The organism is Lysobacter sp. HA35 (assembly GCF_054061195.1).
Genome location: NZ_JBSSDY010000001.1, coordinates 893641 through 912494 on the forward strand (window position 1 = coordinate 893641; position 18854 = coordinate 912494).

The window sequence follows — 18854 nt, forward strand, 5'->3', positions numbered from 1 at the left end:
ACATGCTGTCCCCGGGGGTGCACTGGCTTCGACGGGGGTCGCGAAATCGCCTGGCGCATGCCGAGGGGGTAGCTTTCCTCGTTAATCCAGCTGCAAAACTTTAGTTGCCAACGACGACAACTACGCTCTCGCCGCTTAAGGCGTAAGCCCCGAAACAGCTTGTGTCCGTGCTCGCTGCGTAGGGTCATTATCACGGAATCGCCGGTGATGGCTGCCCGTCAGTCGCCGGTTAACCCAAAGCGGGCTTGTTTCAGGGTGCGCTTTGCACGCCGTGCTGCCCTGCGACGAGACTCAACGGCGAGCTAAGCATGTAGTGCCGGGGATGGAGTGCCTTCGGACGGCGGTTCGATTCCGCCCACCTCCACCAACACGGAGCCCTGCCGAAAGGCGGGGCTCTTTTTTTGCCTGTCACGACCGTGCGCATCGCGACGGTATGCTGTCGCGATGGATGATCGTGCGGGCCTGCCGAAGGAATCGCCGTGGTCGCGCGTGGTGCCGCGCGGAAGCCACCTGCTTGCATTCGCGGTGCTGATCGCATCGTTGCTGCTCGTCTCATGGACGTGGACCAACGCGCGGACGCGCGAAATCCGTGCGGCGCAGGAACAATTCAACGCGGACACTGACGAAGCCGCGGGCATCGTGCGCGAACGACTCGCGCAGTACGAACTGATCACGCGTGGCGGCGTCTCGCTTTTTTCATCCGTTGCACGCCCAACGCCACGACAGTGGCAGTCGTACGTCGAAGGCATGGGCATCGCCGAGCGCTATCCGGCCATCCTCGGCCTCGGGTTCGCGGGCTACGTGCCGGGTTCGCGCCTGCCGGACATGCAACTCGAGTGGCGCGACTCCGGCTACGGGCTGCTCAACATCCGACCGCGCGGCGTGCGTGCGTACTACGGCCCCGTGCTTTACCTGGAACCGCGGCGCCCCGAGAACGTCGCCGCGATCGGTTACGACATGTACGGCGAGCCCATCCGCCATGCCGCGATGGAGTCCGCGCTCGAAACCGGCCGCCCGCGCGTCAGCGGCCCCGTGCAGCTGGTGCAGGACGGCCTGACGCCGCGCTCCAGCGTGCAGCTCTACCTCCCGATCTATCGCGCGGGCGACCAGCCGCTTACGCCGTCGGCGCGTCGCAATTCGATGCAGGGCTGGATCTACGTGCCGTTCCACGTGCGCGAGATGGTCGAGACTGCGCTGGGCAGCCGTCTTTCGAACGTGCACCTGCGCATCTTCGATGTCACCGGCACGCCGGTCGCGTTGTACGACGGCGGCGAACGCGAAACGAATCCTGCGTTTACGCGCTCGACGACGTTGGATGTCTACGGTCGCCGTTGGCGATTCGATTTCGCGTCATCGCCGGTCGTTGAAGCGGTTCCCGGGCTGCGCACGCTGCAGGGCACGCTCGCACTGGGCCTGATCGCGGCCCTGCTTTTGTACGGCGTCGCGTTCACGCTCGCGCGCACCGGAACCCGTGCACGCGCGATCGCCGGTCGCCTCACCGAAGAGTTCCGCCGCAGCGAGCTTCGCTTCCGCGCCGCGATGCAGTATTCCGCGATCGGCAAGGCGCTCGTCGACAGCCGCGATTGCATCGTCGACGTGAACCCTGCATTCGCCGCGATGTTCGGACGCCGCCCCGACGCGATCATTGGCCTGCCGTTCGAATCGCTGTTCGACCTGCGCGAAGGCGAATCGCTCGCGCGCAACGACGTCGAGGGCGTCTGGCGCGCCATGCGCCGGTTCCACCGCCCGGACGGCACGACGCGACACGTGCATCTCACGTATTCGCCCATTCCGGGCAACATCGGGCAGGACGTGGCCGGTCTCCTGCAAATGGAGGACGTCACCGAACGCCTGCTCGCCGAAGCGCGTGTGCATGCACTCAACCGCACGCTCGAAGCCCGTGTCGCACTGCGTACGCGCGAGTTGATGCGCGCGAACCAGGAACTCGAATCGTTCGCTTACAGCGTCTCGCATGACCTTCGCGCGCCGCTGCGGGCGATCGACGGATTCAGTCGCATCCTGTCCGAGCGCTACGCGGAGCGACTCGATGATCCCGGTCGCGATTACCTCGCCCGCGTGCGACGCGCCGCGACCCGCATGGGTGAACTCATCGACTCGATGCTGCAGCTTGCGCGTCTGTCACGCAGCGCATTGAAAGTCGAGCAGGTCGACCTCAGCCGCGTGGCGACCGAGCTGATCGAGGAGCTGCACGTCGGCGAGCCCACACGCCAGATCGACGCGCGCATACAGCCCGGTCTCGAAGTCGAGGGTGACGCCACGCTTCTGCGCAATCTGCTGCAGAACCTCATCGGCAACGCGTGGAAGTTCACGCGTGATCGTGAGCCGGCCGTCATCGAATTCGGCCTGACGCCCGGCGGCGAATATTTCGTTCGCGACAACGGCGCCGGCTTCGCGCAGGACTACGTCGACAAACTGTTCCGACCCTTCCAGCGCCTGCACACCGAGGAACATTTCGCAGGGCACGGCATCGGTCTTGCGACGGTGCGACGCATCGTCGAACGCCATGGCGGCACCATCCGAGCCGAAGGCGAGGTGGGGCAGGGCGCCACGTTCTATTTCACCCTGCCGGGCGCAACCGACCTTTAAGCGTTCTTGTTGTGCGAGCGCATGGCACGCTGCTTCTCGCGCTGCCAATCGCGTTCCTTGCTTACGTCGCGCTTGTCGTGTTCCTTCTTGCCCTTCGCGAGCGCGACTTCGGCCTTCACGCGATTGCCCTTCCAGTACAGCGCGGTCGGCACGACGGTGTAGCCATCCCGCTGCATGCGGCCGATGAACGAATCGATCTCGTTACGGTGCATCAGCAGCTTGCGGGTGCGGCGCTCTTCGGGGATCACGTGCGTCGATGCCTGGATCAGCGGCGTGATCTGCGCGTTGAACAGGTACATCTCGCCGTTGCGAACCACGGCGTAGGCCTCGCCGATGTTGGCGCGCCCGGCGCGGATCGCCTTGAGCTCCCAGCCCTGCAGCGACAGGCCGGCCTCGGTGCGCTCCTCGAGGTGGTATTCGTGGCGCGCGCGCTTGTTCAGCGCGATCGTGCCGCCGGCCTTTGACTTATCCTTGCCGGCCTTTCCTTTCGAATTCTTGCTCATCGCGCCATTGTCCCCGATCGCGGGGCGCGCCGGCGAGAAGGAACGCAGATGCCCACCATCCGTCGCACGGCGCTCGTCGAGCATTCCGCCGCCCGCATGTTCGGGCTGGTCAACGACGTCCGGGCCTATCCGGCCCGATTCGACTGGTGCGACGAGGCGACCGTGCTCGAGGAGTCACCGGATCGCATGAAGGCGCGGCTCGACCTGCGCGTCGGCGGTTTCCGCACCTGGTTCATCACCGACAACACGCTGGTGCCGCCGCACCACATCGACCTGCAGTTCGTCGACGGCCCGTTCCGGCAGCTGCGCGGGCGCTGGGAATTCCACGCGATCGACGAATCGGCCTGCCGTGTGACGCTCACGCTCGAGTTCGAGCCCGCCGTGAAGCTGCTCGCAGGCGCGTTCGCGCTGGGTTTCCAGGGGCTCGCCGATCGCATGGTCGACGACTTCGTGCGCGCGGCGGACCGCGGCGAGACATGATCCGCGTCGAGCTCGTGCGTGCGTGGCCGCGTCACTACGACTCGTTGTGGCTGGATCTGCCGGACGACGCGACGGTCGCGTCCGCGATCGAAGCGAGCGGGTGGGATGCGGCGGAAATCGCGGTATTCGGCGAACGCGCGGCGATGACACGCGCGCTCGTGGATGGCGACAGGGTCGAAGTATTGCGTCCGCTAATCGCGGATCCGAAGGACGCGCGCCGGCGCCGAGCGCAGCGGAACGCGTCCTGAGGCGAGCGCTCAGCCGCCGCCGCGACGCTTCTTCTTGTCCTTGTCCTTCGCGAGGTTCGGGCCGAACTGGTGCACGGTCTGGCGTGCGAGCTGTTCGTCCTGCTCGGGGAAGTAATCGCCTTCCCAACGGGCGAGCTTGTCGCCTTCGAAGTACAGGGTGAAGTCCTTCTTGTCCGTGTGGCTCGTGCGACCGGTGCGCTGCGTCGCGACGTAGTCCCAGCGATCCTGATGGTACGGATCGGACACCGACGGCGTGCCGAGCAGGAGGATCACCTGCTGCTTGTCCATGCCCGCCTGGAGCTGGTCGACCGCCGACTTCTCGAGCAGGTTCCCCTGGTAGATCGGCTGGTGATAGACGATGCCGCAGCCTGCGGTGAGCAGGGTGGCGACGAGGACGGGAAGCAGCTTTCGCATGGGTCAGAACACTCGACACGACGAGGGTCGTGGGACCGGCGGATGATACACTGCCGCCCGCCTGCCGCACCCCGCGCGGTGCGCCGCGTCAGCTCCGGTTGAGCGTGCGGCCGGGCGATCTCCCGTCCCGTCGGGCTGCGCATCGCGGCCGTCCCGGAGCTTCGATGGAATCGCAAGACCTGCGCAATGTCGGCCTGAAGGTCACCCACCCGCGACTGCGCATCCTCGACGTTCTCGAACGCGCGCAGACGCGGCACATGACCGCGGAAGACATCTATCGCCGCCTGCTCGAAGACGGCGAGGACATCGGCCTTGCGACGGTCTACCGCGTGCTGACGCAGTTCGAAGCCGCCGGGCTGGTGCTCAAGCACCATTTCGAGTCGGGCCAATCGGTGTACGAACTCGATCGCGGCGAGCACCACGACCACATGGTCGACGTGGACACCGGCAAGATCATCGAGTTCGAAAGCGCCGAGATCGAAGCGCTGCAGCAGCGCATCGCAGCCGAACACGGCTACGACATCGAAGCGCATTCGCTGGTGTTGTACGTGCGGCGCAAGAAGACCGGCTGAGTTCCGGTCGCGTCGCAACGCGACGTCAGCTCACATCCTGCAGAAGTCGTTTCGCCGCAGCACGCGCCTCGCGCGTGAGTTCGACGCCGCCGAGCATGCGCGCAAGCTCGTCCTGTCGTTCCGCCGGCGATAGTGCGACGACTTCGCTCTGCGTCACGCCGTCGCTCTTGGATTTCATGACGCGGTAGTGCGAATGACCCTGCGCGGCGACCTGGGGCAGATGGGTGACGCACAGCACCTGGCGGCGATGGCCAAGCGCACGCAGTTTTTGACCGACGATGTGCGCGATCGCGCCGCCGATGCCGGTGTCGACCTCGTCGAAGATCATTGTGGGCACTGCATCCAGACCGAGCGACGCGACTTCGATTGCGAGCGAGATGCGGGCAAGTTCGCCGCCCGACGCCACTTTGCGCAGCGGGCGTGTCGGCTGACCGGGATTCGCGCTCACCATGAACTCGATGCGTTCCGCGCCGTTCGGGTCGGGGCGTTCCGTAGTGGTCGGTTCGAACGCAACTTCGAACGTGCCGCCGCCCATGCCGAGTTCGCCCATCAACGTCGTCGTTTGCGACGAGAGCGAGTGAGCCGCTGCAGTGCGAGCGGAAGTCAGTTTCGATGCCGCGTCGCGCCATGCGGATGTTGCGCGCGCGATCTCGCCGTCGAGCTTTTCCAGGCGCTCCCCGGCTGTGCGTAAGGCCTCGACTTCCTCGCGGATCGCATCCCGACGCACCCCAAGCTGCTCGGCCTGCACGCGATGTTTGCGTGCGAGTTCGTGCACGCGGCCGAGGCGATGTTCGAGGCGTTCGAACGTGTCCGGATCAATATCGAGATCGCTTCGCACGCGATCCAGCGCGGCGATCGCTTCGTCGATCTGGATCGTCGCGAGGTCGAGCATTCCGTCGACTTCACCGAGCCGCGGCTCATGTTCGGTCGCACGCGCAAGCTCGGCGCGAACCTGGCCGAGAACGCGCGAAATCGACGGGCCGTCATCGCCGCCGAGGCGCGAGAACGCGTTGTCGCAGGCCGCTATCAGCGCGGTCGCGTGACCAAAGCGGCGATGGTCGGACTGCAGCTTCTCGATGCTGTCCGGCTCGATGTCTTCGCGCTCGAGTTCGTCGAGCTGGTGCTGCAACCATTCGATTCGATCGGAGACGTCACCCTGCGACGACAAGCGATCGCGCTCGCGCAACAGTTCGCTCCATGCAGCCGCGGCGGGCGCGACCTGCGCGAGTTCTCCATCCGTGCGCCCGAACGCATCGAGCAGCGCGAGCTGGCTCGTACGCGACAGCAGCGCTTGGTGCTCGTGCTGGCCGTGAATCTCGACGAGATGGCCGGCCAGTTCGGTGAGCTGCGCGATCGTCGCCGGTCGACCGTTGATCCATGCCTTCGACCCGCCGTCGGCGCGGATTACGCGACGGATGCGACAGGTGCCGGGCTCGTCCTCGTCGTCGAGTTCGTTCTCGCGCAACCAGTCGCGCGCGGCGATGGCGTCGGCGAGGTCGAACGCGGCCGAGAGTTCGGCGCGATCCGCGCCGTGGCGGACGACGCCGCTGTCCGCGCGCAGGCCAGAAATCAGCCCCAACGCGTCGACCAGCAACGACTTGCCGGCGCCGGTTTCGCCGGAAATCACCGTGAGGCCGGGTCCGAATTCGAGTTCGGCCCCCGTGACGACGGCGAACTGCTTCAGCGAGAGTTGGGTCAGCATGGCGCGAATTGTGCCCGGCCCGGCGTCGCACGCGAAGCGACGACATCGCTTGCACGCCCGCTGCCCGCAGCTTATAGGTCCGACATGAGCCGCCGTCCCCTCGACCCCAGCCAGGATCCCCGCGCGCGGCAGCTGCTGCGCACGCTGATCGCGCGCTACATCCGCAACGGCGAACCGGTCGGGTCGCAGACGTTGGCGCGCCATGCGGGGCTCGACGTCAGCGCAGCGACCATCCGCAACATCCTGTCCGACCTCGAGGATGCTGGGCTGCTCAGCGCGCCGCATACGTCCGCCGGCCGCATCCCGACCGCGCAGGGCTACCGGCTCTTCGTCGACTCGCTCCTTCAGGTCAGTCCGTTACCAGACGGCGAGATGGCGCGGCTGCGTGGCGAGCTGCCCACCGGTTCCGGCACGCAGGCGCTGCTCGGCAGCACGACCGAACTTCTGTCCGCGATGACGCATTTCGTCGGCGTCGTCAGCGTGCCGGGCCGCGAGCAATTCGCGTTCCGCCGCATCGACTTCGTCCAGATCGACGAGCAGCGCGTGCTCGCGATCCTCGTGTTCTCCGACGGCGACGTGCAGAACCGCATCATCCAGGCGCGTCGGCCGTTCGAATCGGGCGAGCTGGAACGCGTCGCCAACTACCTCAACCAGCATTTTGCGGGCCGGCCGCTCGCGGAGATCCGCGCGATCCTGCTGCACGAAATGCGCACCGCGCAGGACGAATTGCATCGCCTGATGGACCGCTCGATCGAACTCGCCGAGCAGGTGCTGGTGCCGGGCGACGAGGACATGCTGGTCGCGGGCCAGACGCGCCTGATGGGCGTGCAGGAACTGGCCGACATCGAGCGCCTGCGGGAACTGTTCGACGCGTTCTCCCGCAAGCGCGAGATTCTGCAGCTGCTGGAGCGTACCGCACAGGCGCCCGGTGTGCGCATCTTCATCGGCGAGGAGACCGGGCTGGCGCCGCTGGACGGCGTCTCGCTGGTCACCGCGCCGTACGGTTCGGGCGGTCGGGTGCTCGGCGTGCTGGGCGTGATCGGCCCGACACGCATGGCCTACGACCGCGTAATCCCGGTCGTGCAGGCCGCGGCGGACATCCTCGGCGATGCGCTGAACACGGGCGATCGCGGCAGCTGAAGCCTTGAATCGGCGGTCGACGGCCCCATAGCTGGCCCGGCGCGCGACCCGCGCGAAGGAGACAGGCCTGCGATGACCACCGAACAGACCGTGCAACCCGGCGCCGACCCGGCGCAGCCGCCCGCCGGCGAAGGCGTGAAGGATTGCTGTGCCGCGCTGCAGACGCAGCTCGACAGCGCGACCAGCGAACTCACCCAGCTTCGCGAGGATTCGCTGCGCGAGCGCGCGGAGCTCGAGAACCAGCGTCGCCGCATCGCGCGCGACATGGATACCGCCCGTAAGTTCGCGAATGAGCGCCTGCTCGGCGAGCTGCTTCCGGTGATCGACAGCCTTGAAGCCGGCCTTTCGCAGGCGTCGGCCGATGCCGGCGCGCTGCGCGAGGGCATGGAACTCACGCTCCGGCAGCTGTTGAAGGTGGCGTCGGACAACGGCCTCGTCCCGGTCGACCCGAAGGGCCAGCCGTTCAATCCCGACCACCACCAGGCCATGAGCATGGTTCCGGGCGGCGACACGCCCGACAACCACGTCGTGCAGGTCTACCAGAAGGGCTGGCTGCTGAACGAGCGGCTGTTACGCCCCGCGTTGGTGGTAATCGCGCAGTCCTGATCGCATCCGGCGCCTTGAACCGGCGCCAGCGGTCCATAGATACGGCTTATCGGCGCTGACCCAGCGCCCCCGAATTCACGAATTGGCAGGAGCAACCCCATGGGCAAGATCATCGGTATCGACCTCGGCACCACGAACTCGTGCGTCGCGGTCATGGAAGGCGGCAAGGCGAAGGTCATCGAGAACGCGGAGGGCGACCGCACCACGCCGTCCGTCATCGCGTACACCAAGGACGGCGAGATCCTCGCCGGCGCCTCGGCCAAGCGCCAAGCGGTGACGAACCCGAAGAACACGTTCTACGCGGTGAAGCGGCTCATCGGCCGCAAGTTCACCGACGCGGAAGTGCAGAAGGACATCGGCCTCGTTCCGTACAAGATCTCGCAGCACGAGAACGGCGACGCGTGGGTGGAAACTGCCGACGGCCGCAAGATGGCGGCGCAGCAGATCTCGGCCGAAGTGCTGGCCAAGATGAAGAAGACCGCCGAGGCCTATCTCGGTGAAGCGGTGACCGAAGCGGTGATCACCGTGCCGGCGTACTTCAACGACTCGCAGCGCCAGGCAACCAAGGACGCCGGCCGCATCGCCGGTCTCGACGTCAAGCGCATCATCAACGAGCCGACCGCGGCCGCGCTCGCGTACGGTCTGGACAAGTCGGGCGCCGATCGCAAGATCGCCGTGTACGACCTTGGCGGTGGCACGTTCGACGTGTCGATCATCGAGATCGCGGAAGTCGACGGCGAAAAGCAGTTCGAAGTGCTCGCGACCAACGGTGACACGTTCCTCGGCGGCGAAGACTTCGACAAGCGCGTCATCGACTATCTCGTCGAAGAGTTCCAGAAGGACCAGGGCATCGACCTGCGCAAGGATCCGCTCGCGCTGCAGCGCCTGAAGGACGCCGCGGAGCGCGCGAAGATCGAGCTGTCGACCGCGCAGCAGACCGAAGTGAACCTGCCGTACGTCACCGCGGATGCGTCGGGCCCGAAGCACCTCAACATCAAGCTGACCCGCGCCAAGCTCGAAGCGCTGGTCGATGATCTGGTGAAGAAGACGATCGAGCCGTGCCGCGTCGCGCTCAACGATGCGGGCCTGCGAGCGTCCGACATCACCGAAGTCATCCTCGTCGGCGGCCAGACCCGCATGCCGAAGGTGCAGCAGGCCGTTGCCGATTTCTTCGGCAAGGAGCCGCGCAAGGACGTCAACCCGGACGAAGCCGTCGCCATCGGCGCGGCCGTGCAGGGCGGCGTGCTCAAGGGTGACGTCAAGGACGTTCTGCTGCTCGACGTGACCCCGCTGTCGCTGGGCATCGAGACGCTTGGCGGCGTGTTCACCAAGATCATCGAGAAGAACACGACCATCCCGACCAAGGCGTCGCAGACGTTCTCGACGGCCGAAGACAACCAGTCCGCAGTCACCGTGCATGTGCTGCAGGGCGAGCGTGAGCAGGCGCGTTACAACAAGTCGCTGGCGCGCTTCGACCTCACCGGCATCGATGCGGCACCGCGCGGCATGCCGCAGGTCGAGGTCACTTTCGACATCGACGCCAACGGCATCGTCCACGTCACCGCGAAGGACAAGAAGACCGGCAAGGAGCAGAAGGTCGAGATCAAGGCGGGCTCGGGCCTGTCCGAGGACGAGATCAAGCGGATGGTCGAGGATGCGGAAGCCAACCGCGAGGAAGACCGCAAGTTCCAGGAGCTCGTGCAGGCGCGCAACCACGCCGATGGCCTAATCCACATGACCCGCGGCGCGATCAAGGAGCACGGCGAGAAGGTGCCGGGCGACGCGATCGGCCGCGCGGAAACCGCGATCGCCGACCTCGAGACCGCGATGAAGAGTGACGACAAGGGTCAGATCGAGGCCAAGAGCCGCGCGCTCGAGGAAGCCGCGCAGTCGCTGCTGGCGGTCGCGCAGGCGGGTCAGGGCGGTGGCGACGACGCGTCGGGCGGTGCGAATCCGGGCGGTGCGTCGCGCAACGACGATGTCGTCGATGCCGAATTCACCGAAGTGAAGGGCGACGACGCCAAGTAAGCTGTCACAGGGCGCCGGTCACCGACCGGCGCCTTTCTTTCGACGGGGATGGCGATGAACAAGGGGAGGCTCGAAGCGTTCAGCGATGGCGTCCTCGCCATCATCATCACCATCATGGTGCTGGAGCTGCGCGCGCCGGCCGGCAGTGATCTCGAATCATTGCGGCCCTTGCTTCCGGTGTTCGTCAGCTACGTGCTGAGCTTCATCTACGTCGGTATCTACTGGAACAACCACCACCATTTCCTGCGCGCGGCAACGCGTATCGACGGACGGGTGATGTGGGCGAACCTGCATCTGCTGTTCTGGTTGTCGATGTTCCCGTTCGCCACCGCGTGGATGGGCGAACACCACGACGCGGCCACGCCCGTCGCGATGTACGGCGTCATGCTGATGATGGCGGCGATCGCGTGGCTTCCGTTCCAGGCTTCGCTGATGCGCGCCAGTGGAAGTGATTCGACGCTGTCGCGTGCAGTCGATCCGTGGGGTTGGAAATCCGTTCTACCCGTTGTGTTCTATCTCACCGGCATCTCGCTGGCCTTCGTCAACACCTGGGCGGCACAGGCGATGTACGCCGCCGTCGCCGTGATGTGGTTCGTCCCTGACCGCCGCATCGAACATCGCATCCAAGACATAGCGCACCATGAGCAAGCGTGATTACTACGAAGTCCTCGGCGTTGCCCGCGACGCCAGCGACGAAGACCTGAAGAAGGCCTATCGCCGTGCCGCGATGAAGCACCATCCGGACCGCAATCCGGGTGACAAGGCGTCCGAGGATGCGTTCAAGGAATGCAAGGAGGCGTACGAAACGCTTTCCGACGCCAACAAGCGCCGCATGTACGACGCGCATGGGCATGCCGCGTTCGAACACGGCATGGGCGGTGGCGGGCAGGGTCCCGGTTTCGCCGACATGGGCGATATTTTCGGCGACATCTTCGGCAACATTTTCGGTGGCGGCGCACAGCGCGGTCCGCGTCGCGGCGCCGACATCGGCTACGTGATGGAACTGGGTCTCGAGGAAGCCGTTCGCGGCATCGAGAAGACCATCGAGATCCCGACGCTTGAAGAATGCGAGACCTGCGACGGCAGCGGCTCGGAAGACGGCAAGCTCGAAACCTGCGCGACGTGCCAGGGCCGCGGCCAGGTGCGCTTCCAGCGCGGCATCTTCTCGATGCAGCAGGCCTGCCCGCATTGCGCGGGTCGCGGCAAGATCATCGCGAATCCGTGCGATGACTGCGGCGGTCAGGGTCGCGTCGAACGCACCAAGACGCTGCAGGTCAAGATTCCGGCCGGCGTCGATAGCGGCGATCGCATTCGTCTGGCGGGCGAGGGCGAAGCCGGTCCGGCAGGCTCACCGCCAGGCGATCTGTACGTTGACGTTCGCGTTCGCGAGCACGAGATCTTCCAGCGCGACGGCGACGATCTGCACTGCGAAGTGCCGATCCGCATCTCGCAGGCGGCGCTCGGCGACACCATCCGCGTGCCGACGCTGGGTGGCGAAGTCGAGCTGCGCATTCCGGTGGAAACGCAGACCGGCAAGATGTTCCGGCTGCGCGGCAAGGGCGTGCGTTCCGTGCGCAGCCGCAGCGAAGGTGACCTGTATTGCCGCGTCGTCGTCGAGACGCCGGTGAATCTCACCGTCGAACAGCGCGAGCTTCTAGAGAAGTTTGAAGCGACGTTCGTCGGCGAGACGGCCGCGCGTCGTCATTCGCCGCGTTCGTCGACGTTCCTCGACGGGGTGAAGGGGTTCTGGGAACGGATGACGGGGTGAGCGGCAGCGCTAGGACGCTACGCGTCCTGCTGCCGCGAACGCCATCGCGAATAGCGATGGCCGGGCGGCGCAAGTGGTGCGAGTGACATACGACCCGCTTCTAACGCTCTCGATAACGCGATCGATCGGCAGAAAAAAGCGGGCCTCGGCCCGCTTTTTTCTTGCCCACCGCATCCATCAATCCGGATGCGAAGCATTGTCCTTCCGCCCCGCACCAAATCGCTTATCCAACGCACCCAGCAACCGCTTCAACCCGCGCGAAAACCTCCCGCGCTTGGTCTTCCGCAGCTTCTCGTCCTCGCTGGTCAGCCATGCCACTTGCACCACGCGCCGCTCGCCCTCGAACGGCAGATGCCCGTGGAACGAGTTGTCCTCGCGCTTGAACGCGGCAAGAGTTCCGTACACGGGGCGGATTTCTGGAACGACCAGCGCGTCGATGTCGTCGATCTTGCCGAGAAACCGCAGGCAGCCGTCGCTGATCGCCGGCCAGTCCTCGTTGAGATAGAGCAGGGCCGTGACGACCTTCGAACGGCTGTCGGTGTGGATCGTGCCGTGGCGACGATTGAGCGAGCGGCACAGCGTCGCCAGCGTCGGCTTGTCGCCCAGCGCTTCGATGCCCAGCTGGCGGCCTACCGCATCGCCAAACGCCTTCGACGTCATCTGCTCGACGACAGCGCGCATCGACGGCCCGCAGTCTTCTGGCGCGTACGGAAAGAAGCCCGCGCTGCGATAACGCGGAAAGTCGTCCTCGAGCGGAGCCGCCGCGTCAGCCGGCAGCATGTGCTCGAGCACGAACAGCGGGAACGGCGCGGGCGGGCGACCAGGGATCGGCGCCTGCAGGCGATGCATGTCGAGCAGTGCGTCCATGACAGCTCCGGCAGAGGTCGCCGCGATTTTACGCGCGCTTGTCGCATTGCTCGACGGCCGCTAGCCTCGCGCGATGACCGAACCGACCCGACTGCTGATCCAAGGCGCTTCCGGCCGCATGGGCCAGGCCCTGATGCGCCTGGCTGCCGAACGCGACGACCTGCGCGTGGTCGCGGCCGCCGCACGCCGGGCGCCGGCGGACCTGCCGGCCGGCGTTGCAGCCATCGACGCGGCATCGCTCGACAGCGCGCCGGAATTCGACGCCGCCATCGATTTCAGTCTGCCCGACGCCTTCGATGCGGCGCTGGCGCTTTGCGCAAGACGCGGCGTGGCTTTCGTCTCCGGCACGACCGGGCTTTCCGACAGGCAACGCGACGCTCTTGCGAACGCAGCAACCAAGATCCCCGTCGTCTGGGCCGCGAATTTCAGCCTCGGCGTCGCGGTCCTCGGCGATCTGGTCGAACGCGCGGCCCGCGTCCTGGCCGACTGGGACTGCGACATCGTCGAGTCGCACCACGTCCACAAGAAGGACGTGCCGTCGGGCACCGCGCTCGCACTGGGCGCACGGGCCGAAGTCGGCGGCGCCGAGCCCCACTACGCCTCGCTGCGCGCCGGTGACATCGTCGGCGAGCACACCGTCCAGTTCGCCACGGCGGGCGAGCGCATCGAGCTGATCCATCGGGCGACCAACCGCGACATCTTCGCGCGCGGCGCATTGCACGTGGCCCGGCGGCTCCAGGGTCGCGCTCCCGGCGCGTATCGCGTCGCCGATCTGCTCGACTGACGACGATTTCACCGCAGAAGCGGCGACTGCCGCTGGAACCGCGGCCGCCTTGCGTCTAGAATTCTCGCTCGCCTGAAGCCCTTCGTCGGACCGGTCCCGCACCGCGTCCGCGATTTTCTGCAGCCGCGATCCGGCGCTTGCAGGGCTCGGCATCCTCTGGCAGCACAGGCGATCCCCGTGAATCAACCTGCGATCCTCGCGCTCGAAGACGGAACGATCTTCGAGGGCGTTTCGGTCGGCGCGCCCGGCCTGTCCGTCGGCGAAGTCGTGTTCAACACCGCCATGACCGGCTACCAGGAAGTCGTGACCGATCCGTCGTACGCGCGGCAGATCGTGACGCTGACCTACCCGCACATCGGCAATACCGGCACGACCGAAAAGGACGACGAAGCGAAGACGGTATGGCCCGCCGGCCTGATCGTCCGCCACGTTCCGAAGCGCCCGAGCAACTGGCGCTCGCAGCAGTCGCTGCCGGAATGGCTCGCGGCGAAGGGCGTGGTCGCAATTTCCGACATCGACACCCGCAAGCTCACGCGCATCCTGCGCGACCGCGGCGCGCAGAACGGCGCGCTGATGGCGGGCGAGATCGATGCAGACCGCGCGCTCGAAGCCGCACGCAAGTTCCCCGGCCTCAAGGGCATGGACCTCGCGAAGGAAGTCTGCACCCGCACGTCGTACGAATGGCGCGAGACCGAACTGGATCTGGACAGCAATTCGTTCGCACAAGGCGACGACCGTTTCCACGTGGTCGCGTACGACTTCGGCATCAAGCTCAACATCCTGCGCATGCTGGCTTCGCGCGGTTGCCGCCTCACGGTGGTGCCGGCGCAGACGCCGGCGGCCGAGGTGTTCGCGATGAGGCCCGACGGCGTGTTCCTGTCGAACGGCCCAGGCGATCCGGAACCTTGCACGTATGCGATCGACGCGACGCGCGAATTCCTCGCACGCAAGCTGCCGGTGTACGGCATCTGCCTCGGCCACCAGATTCTTGGTCTCGCCGTCGGCGCACGCACGCTGAAGATGAAGTTCGGCCACCACGGCGCGAATCATCCGGTGCAGGACCTCGACAGCGGTCGCGTGCTGATCACCAGCCAGAACCATGGATTCGCGGTCGACGAGGCGACGCTGCCCGGCAACGTGCGCGTCACCCATCGCTCGCTGTTCGACGGCAGCAACCAGGGCATTGCGGTCACCGACGCGCCGGCTTTCAGCTTCCAGGGTCATCCGGAAGCGAGCCCGGGTCCGCACGACGTCGCGCCGCTGTTCGATCGCTTCATCGATGCGATGGAGTCCGCGCGTTGAGCGCAGCGGGCGCTGCCGACGGTCGCTCGCGGCGCCGTCGCTGGCGTCGTTGGGCTGTCGTTGCTCTCGCGCTCGGCGCCTATCCGGCGTTCGTGCTCGGCGCGACGTACGTGCACTTCTTCCAGGCGCATCTGCCGGGCGGACGTAACGGCCCCGCCGACGCATACCGCCACTCGCTGGCGAGCGCGACCGTCGCGTACACGCTGTCGCCGCGCTGCGTCGACTGGGTCACGCACGTGATGGAGCACGACGGCATCGGCAACGACAGCCGCGCGATGGATGCGCACAACAACCTGCTCGGCGCGCGCATCGGTTCCACCGCGCGCAGCTGGAGCGACATGCAGTCCGCGATCCGCGATGCCGTGCGCAATGGCGCCGTCGACGCGACCGATCCGGATCGAATCACCTGGCTGCCGCCGTCGCGGTGGCAGAACCGACTGTACTGAGGACACGATGCCCAAGCGCACCGACATCAAGACCGTGCTGATCATCGGCGCGGGCCCCATCGTCATCGGACAGGCGTGCGAGTTCGACTACTCCGGCGTGCAGGCCTGCAAGGCGCTGCGCGACGAGGGCTTCCGCGTGGTGCTGGTCAACAGCAACCCGGCGACGATCATGACCGACCCCGACATGGCGGACGCGGTCTACATCGAACCGATCACGTGGCAGACGGTTGAGAAGATCATCGCCAAGGAAAAGCCCGACGCGCTGCTGCCGACGATGGGCGGCCAGACCGCGCTCAACTGCGCGCTGGACCTCGCCGACAACGGCGTGCTGGAGAAGTACGGCGTCGAGCTGATAGGTGCGTCGCGCGATGCGATCCGCATGGCTGAAGATCGCGAACTGTTCCGCGTCGCGATGTCGGAGATCGGTCTCGATTGCCCGAAGGCGGCGGTCGCACGCAGCTTCGAGGAAGCGGTGCAGATCCAGACCACCGTCGGCTTCCCGACCATCATCCGTCCGAGCTTCACGCTGGGCGGCACCGGTGGCGGCATCGCCTACAACAAGGAAGAGTTCGAGGAGATCGCCAAGCGCGGCCTCGAACTCTCGCCAGTGCACGAAATCCTCGTCGAGGAATCGGTGCTGGGCTGGAAGGAATTCGAGATGGAGGTCGTCCGCGACAAGGCGGACAACTGCATCATCGTGTGCTCCATCGAGAACTTCGATGCGATGGGCGTGCACACCGGCGACAGCATCACCGTCGCGCCGGCGCAGACGCTCACCGACAAGGAATACCAGCGCCTGCGCGATGCATCGATCGCCGTGCTGCGCAAGATCGGCGTCGATACCGGCGGCTCGAACGTGCAGTTCGGCGTCAATGCCCACGATGGCCGCGTCGTCGTCATCGAAATGAATCCGCGCGTGTCGCGTTCGTCGGCGCTGGCCTCGAAGGCAACGGGCTTTCCGATCGCGAAGGTCGCGGCGAAGCTCGCCGTCGGCTACACGCTGGACGAGCTGCGTAACGAGATCACAGGCGGCCAGACGCCGGCGTCGTTCGAGCCGTCGATCGACTACGTGGTCACCAAGATTCCGCGCTTCGCGTTCGAGAAGTTCCCGCAGGCCGATGCGCGCCTCACCACGCAGATGAAGTCGGTGGGCGAGGTGATGGCGATGGGCCGCACCTTCCAGGAGTCGCTGCAGAAGGCGCTGCGCGGGCTGGAGACGGGCAAGGTCGGCCTCGATCCCACCGGCCTCGATCTTTCGAGCAACGAGGACATGGCGACGCTGCGTCGCGAGCTTAAGGAGCCGGGTGCCGAGCGCATGTTCCACATCGGCGATGCGTTCCGTGCGGGCATGAGCGTCGAGGACATCCACGCGCTGTCGCATGTCGATCGCTGGTTCCTCGACCAGATCGAAGAGATGGTGCAATCGGAAAGTGAAGTCGCCGCTGCAGGGCTCGCCGCGCTCGATGCACGCCGTATGCGCGCACTCAAGCGCATGGGTTTCTCCGACGCGCGCCTCGCACAGCTCACCGGCACCGACGAAACCGCGGTGCGCGCGCTGCGCCGCGCGTTCGGCGTCCGGCCGGTCTACAAGCGCATCGATTCCTGCGCCGGTGAGTTCGCGACGGAAACCGCGTACATGTACTCGACCTACGAGGACGAGTGCGAGGCGAATCCGACGGATCGCAAGAAGATCATCGTGCTGGGGGGCGGCCCGAACCGCATCGGGCAGGGCATCGAGTTCGACTACTGCTGCGTGCATGCCGCGCTGGCACTGCGCGACGACGGGTTCGAGACCATCATGGTCAACTGCAACCCGGAAACCGTGTCGACCGATTACGACACGTCCGATCGCCTGTATTTCGAGCCGCTGACGCTCGAGGACGTGCTGGAGATTGTCGATCTCGAGAAGCCCTTCGGCGTGATCGTGCAGTACGGTGGGCAGACGCCGCTCAAGCTCGCACGCGCGCTCGAGGCGAATGGCGTGCCGGTGATCGGTACGTCGCCGGACAGCATCGACCTCGCCGAAGATCGCGAACGCTTCCAGAAGCTGGTCGACGATCTCGGCCTGAAGCAGCCGCCGAACCGCACGGCCCGCAATCCGGACGAAGCGCTCGTGCTCGCGCGCGAGATCGGCTACCCGCTCGTTGTCCGCCCGAGCTACGTGCTCGGCGGCCGCGCTATGGAAGTGGTGCACGCCGACAGCGACCTCGCGCGCTACATGCGCGATGCAGTGAAGGTGTCCAACGATTCGCCGGTACTGCTCGACCGCTTCCTCGACCACGCGGTCGAAGTCGACGTGGACATCATCGCGGACAAGGACGGCAACGTGCTGATCGGCGGCGTGATGGAGCACATCGAGGAAGCCGGTGTGCATTCCGGTGACTCGTCGTGCTCGCTGCCGCCGTACACGCTGTCGAAGGAAACGCAGGATCGCCTGCGCGAGCAGGTCGTCGCCTTGGCGCGCGCGCTGAAGGTCATTGGCCTGATGAACACGCAGTTCGCCATCCAGCAGGAAGCCGATGGCAGCGACACGATCTTCCTGCTCGAAGTGAACCCGCGCGCGTCGCGCACCGTGCCGTTCGTGTCGAAGGCGATCGGTATCCCGCTGGCGAAGATCGCGGCGCGCTGCATGGCCGGCATGACGCTGGCGGAGCAGGGCGCAACGAAGGAAATCGTCCCCGACTACTTCTCGGTGAAGGAAGCGATCTTCCCGTTCGCGAAGTTCCAGGGCGTCGACCCGATCCTCGGGCCGGAGATGCGTTCGACCGGCGAAGTGATGGGCGTCGGCCGCAACTTCGGCGCCGCAATCGCGCGTGCGCATGAAGCCGCGGGCATCCGCGCATTGCCGTCGGCCGGCAAGGTGTTCGTCTCCGTGCGTGACCCCGACAAGCAGCGCGTGCTACCCGTCGCGGCGGAGATCGTGGCGCGTGGCTACACGCTCGTTGCGACGCGCGGCACTGGCGCGTTCCTGCAGGAAAACGGCGTCGCCTGCGAGATCATCAACAAGGTGATCGAGGGCCGGCCGCACGTCGTCGACCTGATCAAGAACGGCGAGATCGCCTACATCGTGAACACGACGGAAGGCCGCCAGGCCATCGCCGACTCGTTCTCGATCCGCCGCGAAGCGCTGCAGCATCGCGTCACGTATTCAACGACGGTGTCGGGCGCGCGCGCCCTGTTGCAGTCGCTGGAATACCGCGGCACCGGTCCGGTCTGGTCGCTGCAGGAACTGCACGCCAGCATCGTCTGACCCGCCTGAAATTGCCCATGGCCGGCCGCCACGTGCGGCCGGTCGCGTTTCCCGGCCCCGCATTGCGGCCCGGACGCGGCACAATCGACCATCGAATTTTGACGCCGGCGTTCGACGCCGGTCGCCACCGAGGAATC

At 66.3% G+C, this 18854-nt stretch carries 17 protein-coding genes and 1 other RNA gene; 14 read left to right on the top strand and 4 right to left on the bottom strand.

All coding sequences use genetic code 11. From position 1 onward, the window contains the following. Positions 1 to 13: 13 nt before the first annotated feature. Together ssrA and ACVWZN_RS04505 are read left to right on the top strand one after the other, a co-directional pair. Positions 14 to 367, top strand: a transfer-messenger RNA (tmRNA) gene (gene ssrA / locus ACVWZN_RS04500). 77 nt (positions 368 to 444) lie between these two features. After that, entirely contained in the window at positions 445 to 2607 is a 2163-nt protein-coding gene (locus tag ACVWZN_RS04505; RefSeq protein WP_456952781.1) for a CHASE domain-containing protein, read from the top strand. On the opposite strand, the gene smpB is transcribed toward ACVWZN_RS04505, so the two are convergent. Next, a complete protein-coding gene (smpB, locus tag ACVWZN_RS04510) occupies positions 2604 to 3110 on the bottom strand; it encodes an SsrA-binding protein SmpB (protein WP_027083073.1) in 507 nt (168 codons plus the stop codon). The genes ACVWZN_RS04505 and smpB overlap by 4 nt on opposite strands. A 48-nt stretch (positions 3111 to 3158) precedes the next feature. Between smpB and ACVWZN_RS04515 the strand changes: the two genes are divergently transcribed. Then, the gene (locus tag ACVWZN_RS04515) at positions 3159 to 3590 is read left to right on the top strand and encodes a type II toxin-antitoxin system RatA family toxin (RefSeq protein ID WP_027083074.1); all 432 of its coding nucleotides are present in this window, start codon (positions 3159 to 3161) and stop codon (positions 3588 to 3590) included. Then, positions 3590 to 3838 (top strand): RnfH family protein, encoded by a 249-nt coding sequence (locus ACVWZN_RS04520; RefSeq protein WP_456954713.1) that lies wholly within the window; start codon positions 3590 to 3592, stop codon positions 3836 to 3838. Before ACVWZN_RS04515 ends, ACVWZN_RS04520 begins: the two co-directional genes overlap by 1 nt. Before the next feature lie 9 nt (positions 3839 to 3847). Here the strand turns inward: ACVWZN_RS04520 and ACVWZN_RS04525 are convergent, their stop codons facing one another. Continuing rightward, complete coding sequence (locus ACVWZN_RS04525; protein WP_027083076.1) at positions 3848 to 4252, bottom strand: outer membrane protein assembly factor BamE; 405 nt, start codon at positions 4250 to 4252, stop codon at positions 3848 to 3850. A gap of 164 nt (positions 4253 to 4416) precedes the next feature. Between ACVWZN_RS04525 and fur the strand changes: the two genes are divergently transcribed. After that, positions 4417 to 4824: a ferric iron uptake transcriptional regulator gene (gene fur, locus ACVWZN_RS04530; RefSeq protein WP_027083077.1), complete on the top strand. Its 408-nt coding sequence runs from the start codon at positions 4417 to 4419 to the stop codon at positions 4822 to 4824. Positions 4825 to 4849: 25 nt separating this feature from the next. Here the strand turns inward: fur and recN are convergent, their stop codons facing one another. Next, a complete protein-coding gene (gene recN, locus ACVWZN_RS04535; protein WP_456952782.1) occupies positions 4850 to 6526 on the bottom strand; it encodes a DNA repair protein RecN in 1677 nt (558 codons plus the stop codon). Positions 6527 to 6610: 84 nt separating this feature from the next. Here recN and hrcA point away from each other — a divergent pair, with 84 nt between their 5' ends. The 5 genes from hrcA (at position 6611) to dnaJ (ending at position 12068) form a co-directional block, all read left to right on the top strand. Next, on the top strand, positions 6611 to 7666 hold the full coding sequence (hrcA, locus tag ACVWZN_RS04540) for a heat-inducible transcriptional repressor HrcA (RefSeq protein WP_456952783.1): 1056 nt from the start codon (positions 6611 to 6613) through the stop codon (positions 7664 to 7666). Between the two features lie 72 nt (positions 7667 to 7738). Further along, positions 7739 to 8272: a nucleotide exchange factor GrpE gene (gene grpE / locus ACVWZN_RS04545; RefSeq protein WP_456952784.1), complete on the top strand. Its 534-nt coding sequence runs from the start codon at positions 7739 to 7741 to the stop codon at positions 8270 to 8272. Between the two features lie 99 nt (positions 8273 to 8371). Further along, positions 8372 to 10300, top strand: coding sequence for a molecular chaperone DnaK (gene dnaK, locus ACVWZN_RS04550; protein ID WP_456952785.1), 1929 nt, complete (start codon positions 8372 to 8374; stop codon positions 10298 to 10300). 54 nt (positions 10301 to 10354) lie between these two features. Beyond that, complete coding sequence (locus ACVWZN_RS04555; RefSeq protein ID WP_456952786.1) at positions 10355 to 10954, top strand: TMEM175 family protein; 600 nt, start codon at positions 10355 to 10357, stop codon at positions 10952 to 10954. After that, positions 10941 to 12068 carry a molecular chaperone DnaJ gene (dnaJ, locus tag ACVWZN_RS04560; RefSeq protein ID WP_456952787.1) on the top strand — a complete coding sequence of 376 codons (1128 nt, stop codon included), beginning with the start codon at positions 10941 to 10943 and terminating at the stop codon, positions 12066 to 12068. Before ACVWZN_RS04555 ends, dnaJ begins: the two co-directional genes overlap by 14 nt. A gap of 177 nt (positions 12069 to 12245) precedes the next feature. Here the strand turns inward: dnaJ and ACVWZN_RS04565 are convergent, their stop codons facing one another. After that, positions 12246 to 12935 (bottom strand): 2OG-Fe(II) oxygenase, encoded by a 690-nt coding sequence (locus ACVWZN_RS04565; RefSeq protein WP_456952788.1) that lies wholly within the window; start codon positions 12933 to 12935, stop codon positions 12246 to 12248. A gap of 73 nt (positions 12936 to 13008) precedes the next feature. On the opposite strand from ACVWZN_RS04565, the gene dapB reads away from it, so the two are divergent. From dapB to carB, 4 genes are all read left to right on the top strand, one after another. Next, positions 13009 to 13719: a 4-hydroxy-tetrahydrodipicolinate reductase gene (gene dapB, locus ACVWZN_RS04570; protein ID WP_456952789.1), complete on the top strand. Its 711-nt coding sequence runs from the start codon at positions 13009 to 13011 to the stop codon at positions 13717 to 13719. A gap of 177 nt (positions 13720 to 13896) precedes the next feature. Continuing rightward, complete coding sequence (gene carA / locus ACVWZN_RS04575) at positions 13897 to 15021, top strand: glutamine-hydrolyzing carbamoyl-phosphate synthase small subunit (RefSeq protein ID WP_456952790.1); 1125 nt, start codon at positions 13897 to 13899, stop codon at positions 15019 to 15021. Continuing rightward, positions 15018 to 15467, top strand: coding sequence for a DUF6973 domain-containing protein (locus ACVWZN_RS04580; protein WP_456952791.1), 450 nt, complete (start codon positions 15018 to 15020; stop codon positions 15465 to 15467). Before carA ends, ACVWZN_RS04580 begins: the two co-directional genes overlap by 4 nt. A 7-nt stretch (positions 15468 to 15474) precedes the next feature. Continuing rightward, positions 15475 to 18717, top strand: a complete 3243-nt coding sequence (gene carB, locus ACVWZN_RS04585; RefSeq protein WP_456952792.1) for a carbamoyl-phosphate synthase large subunit — start codon at positions 15475 to 15477, stop codon at positions 18715 to 18717. Positions 18718 to 18854: the final 137 nt, after the last annotated feature.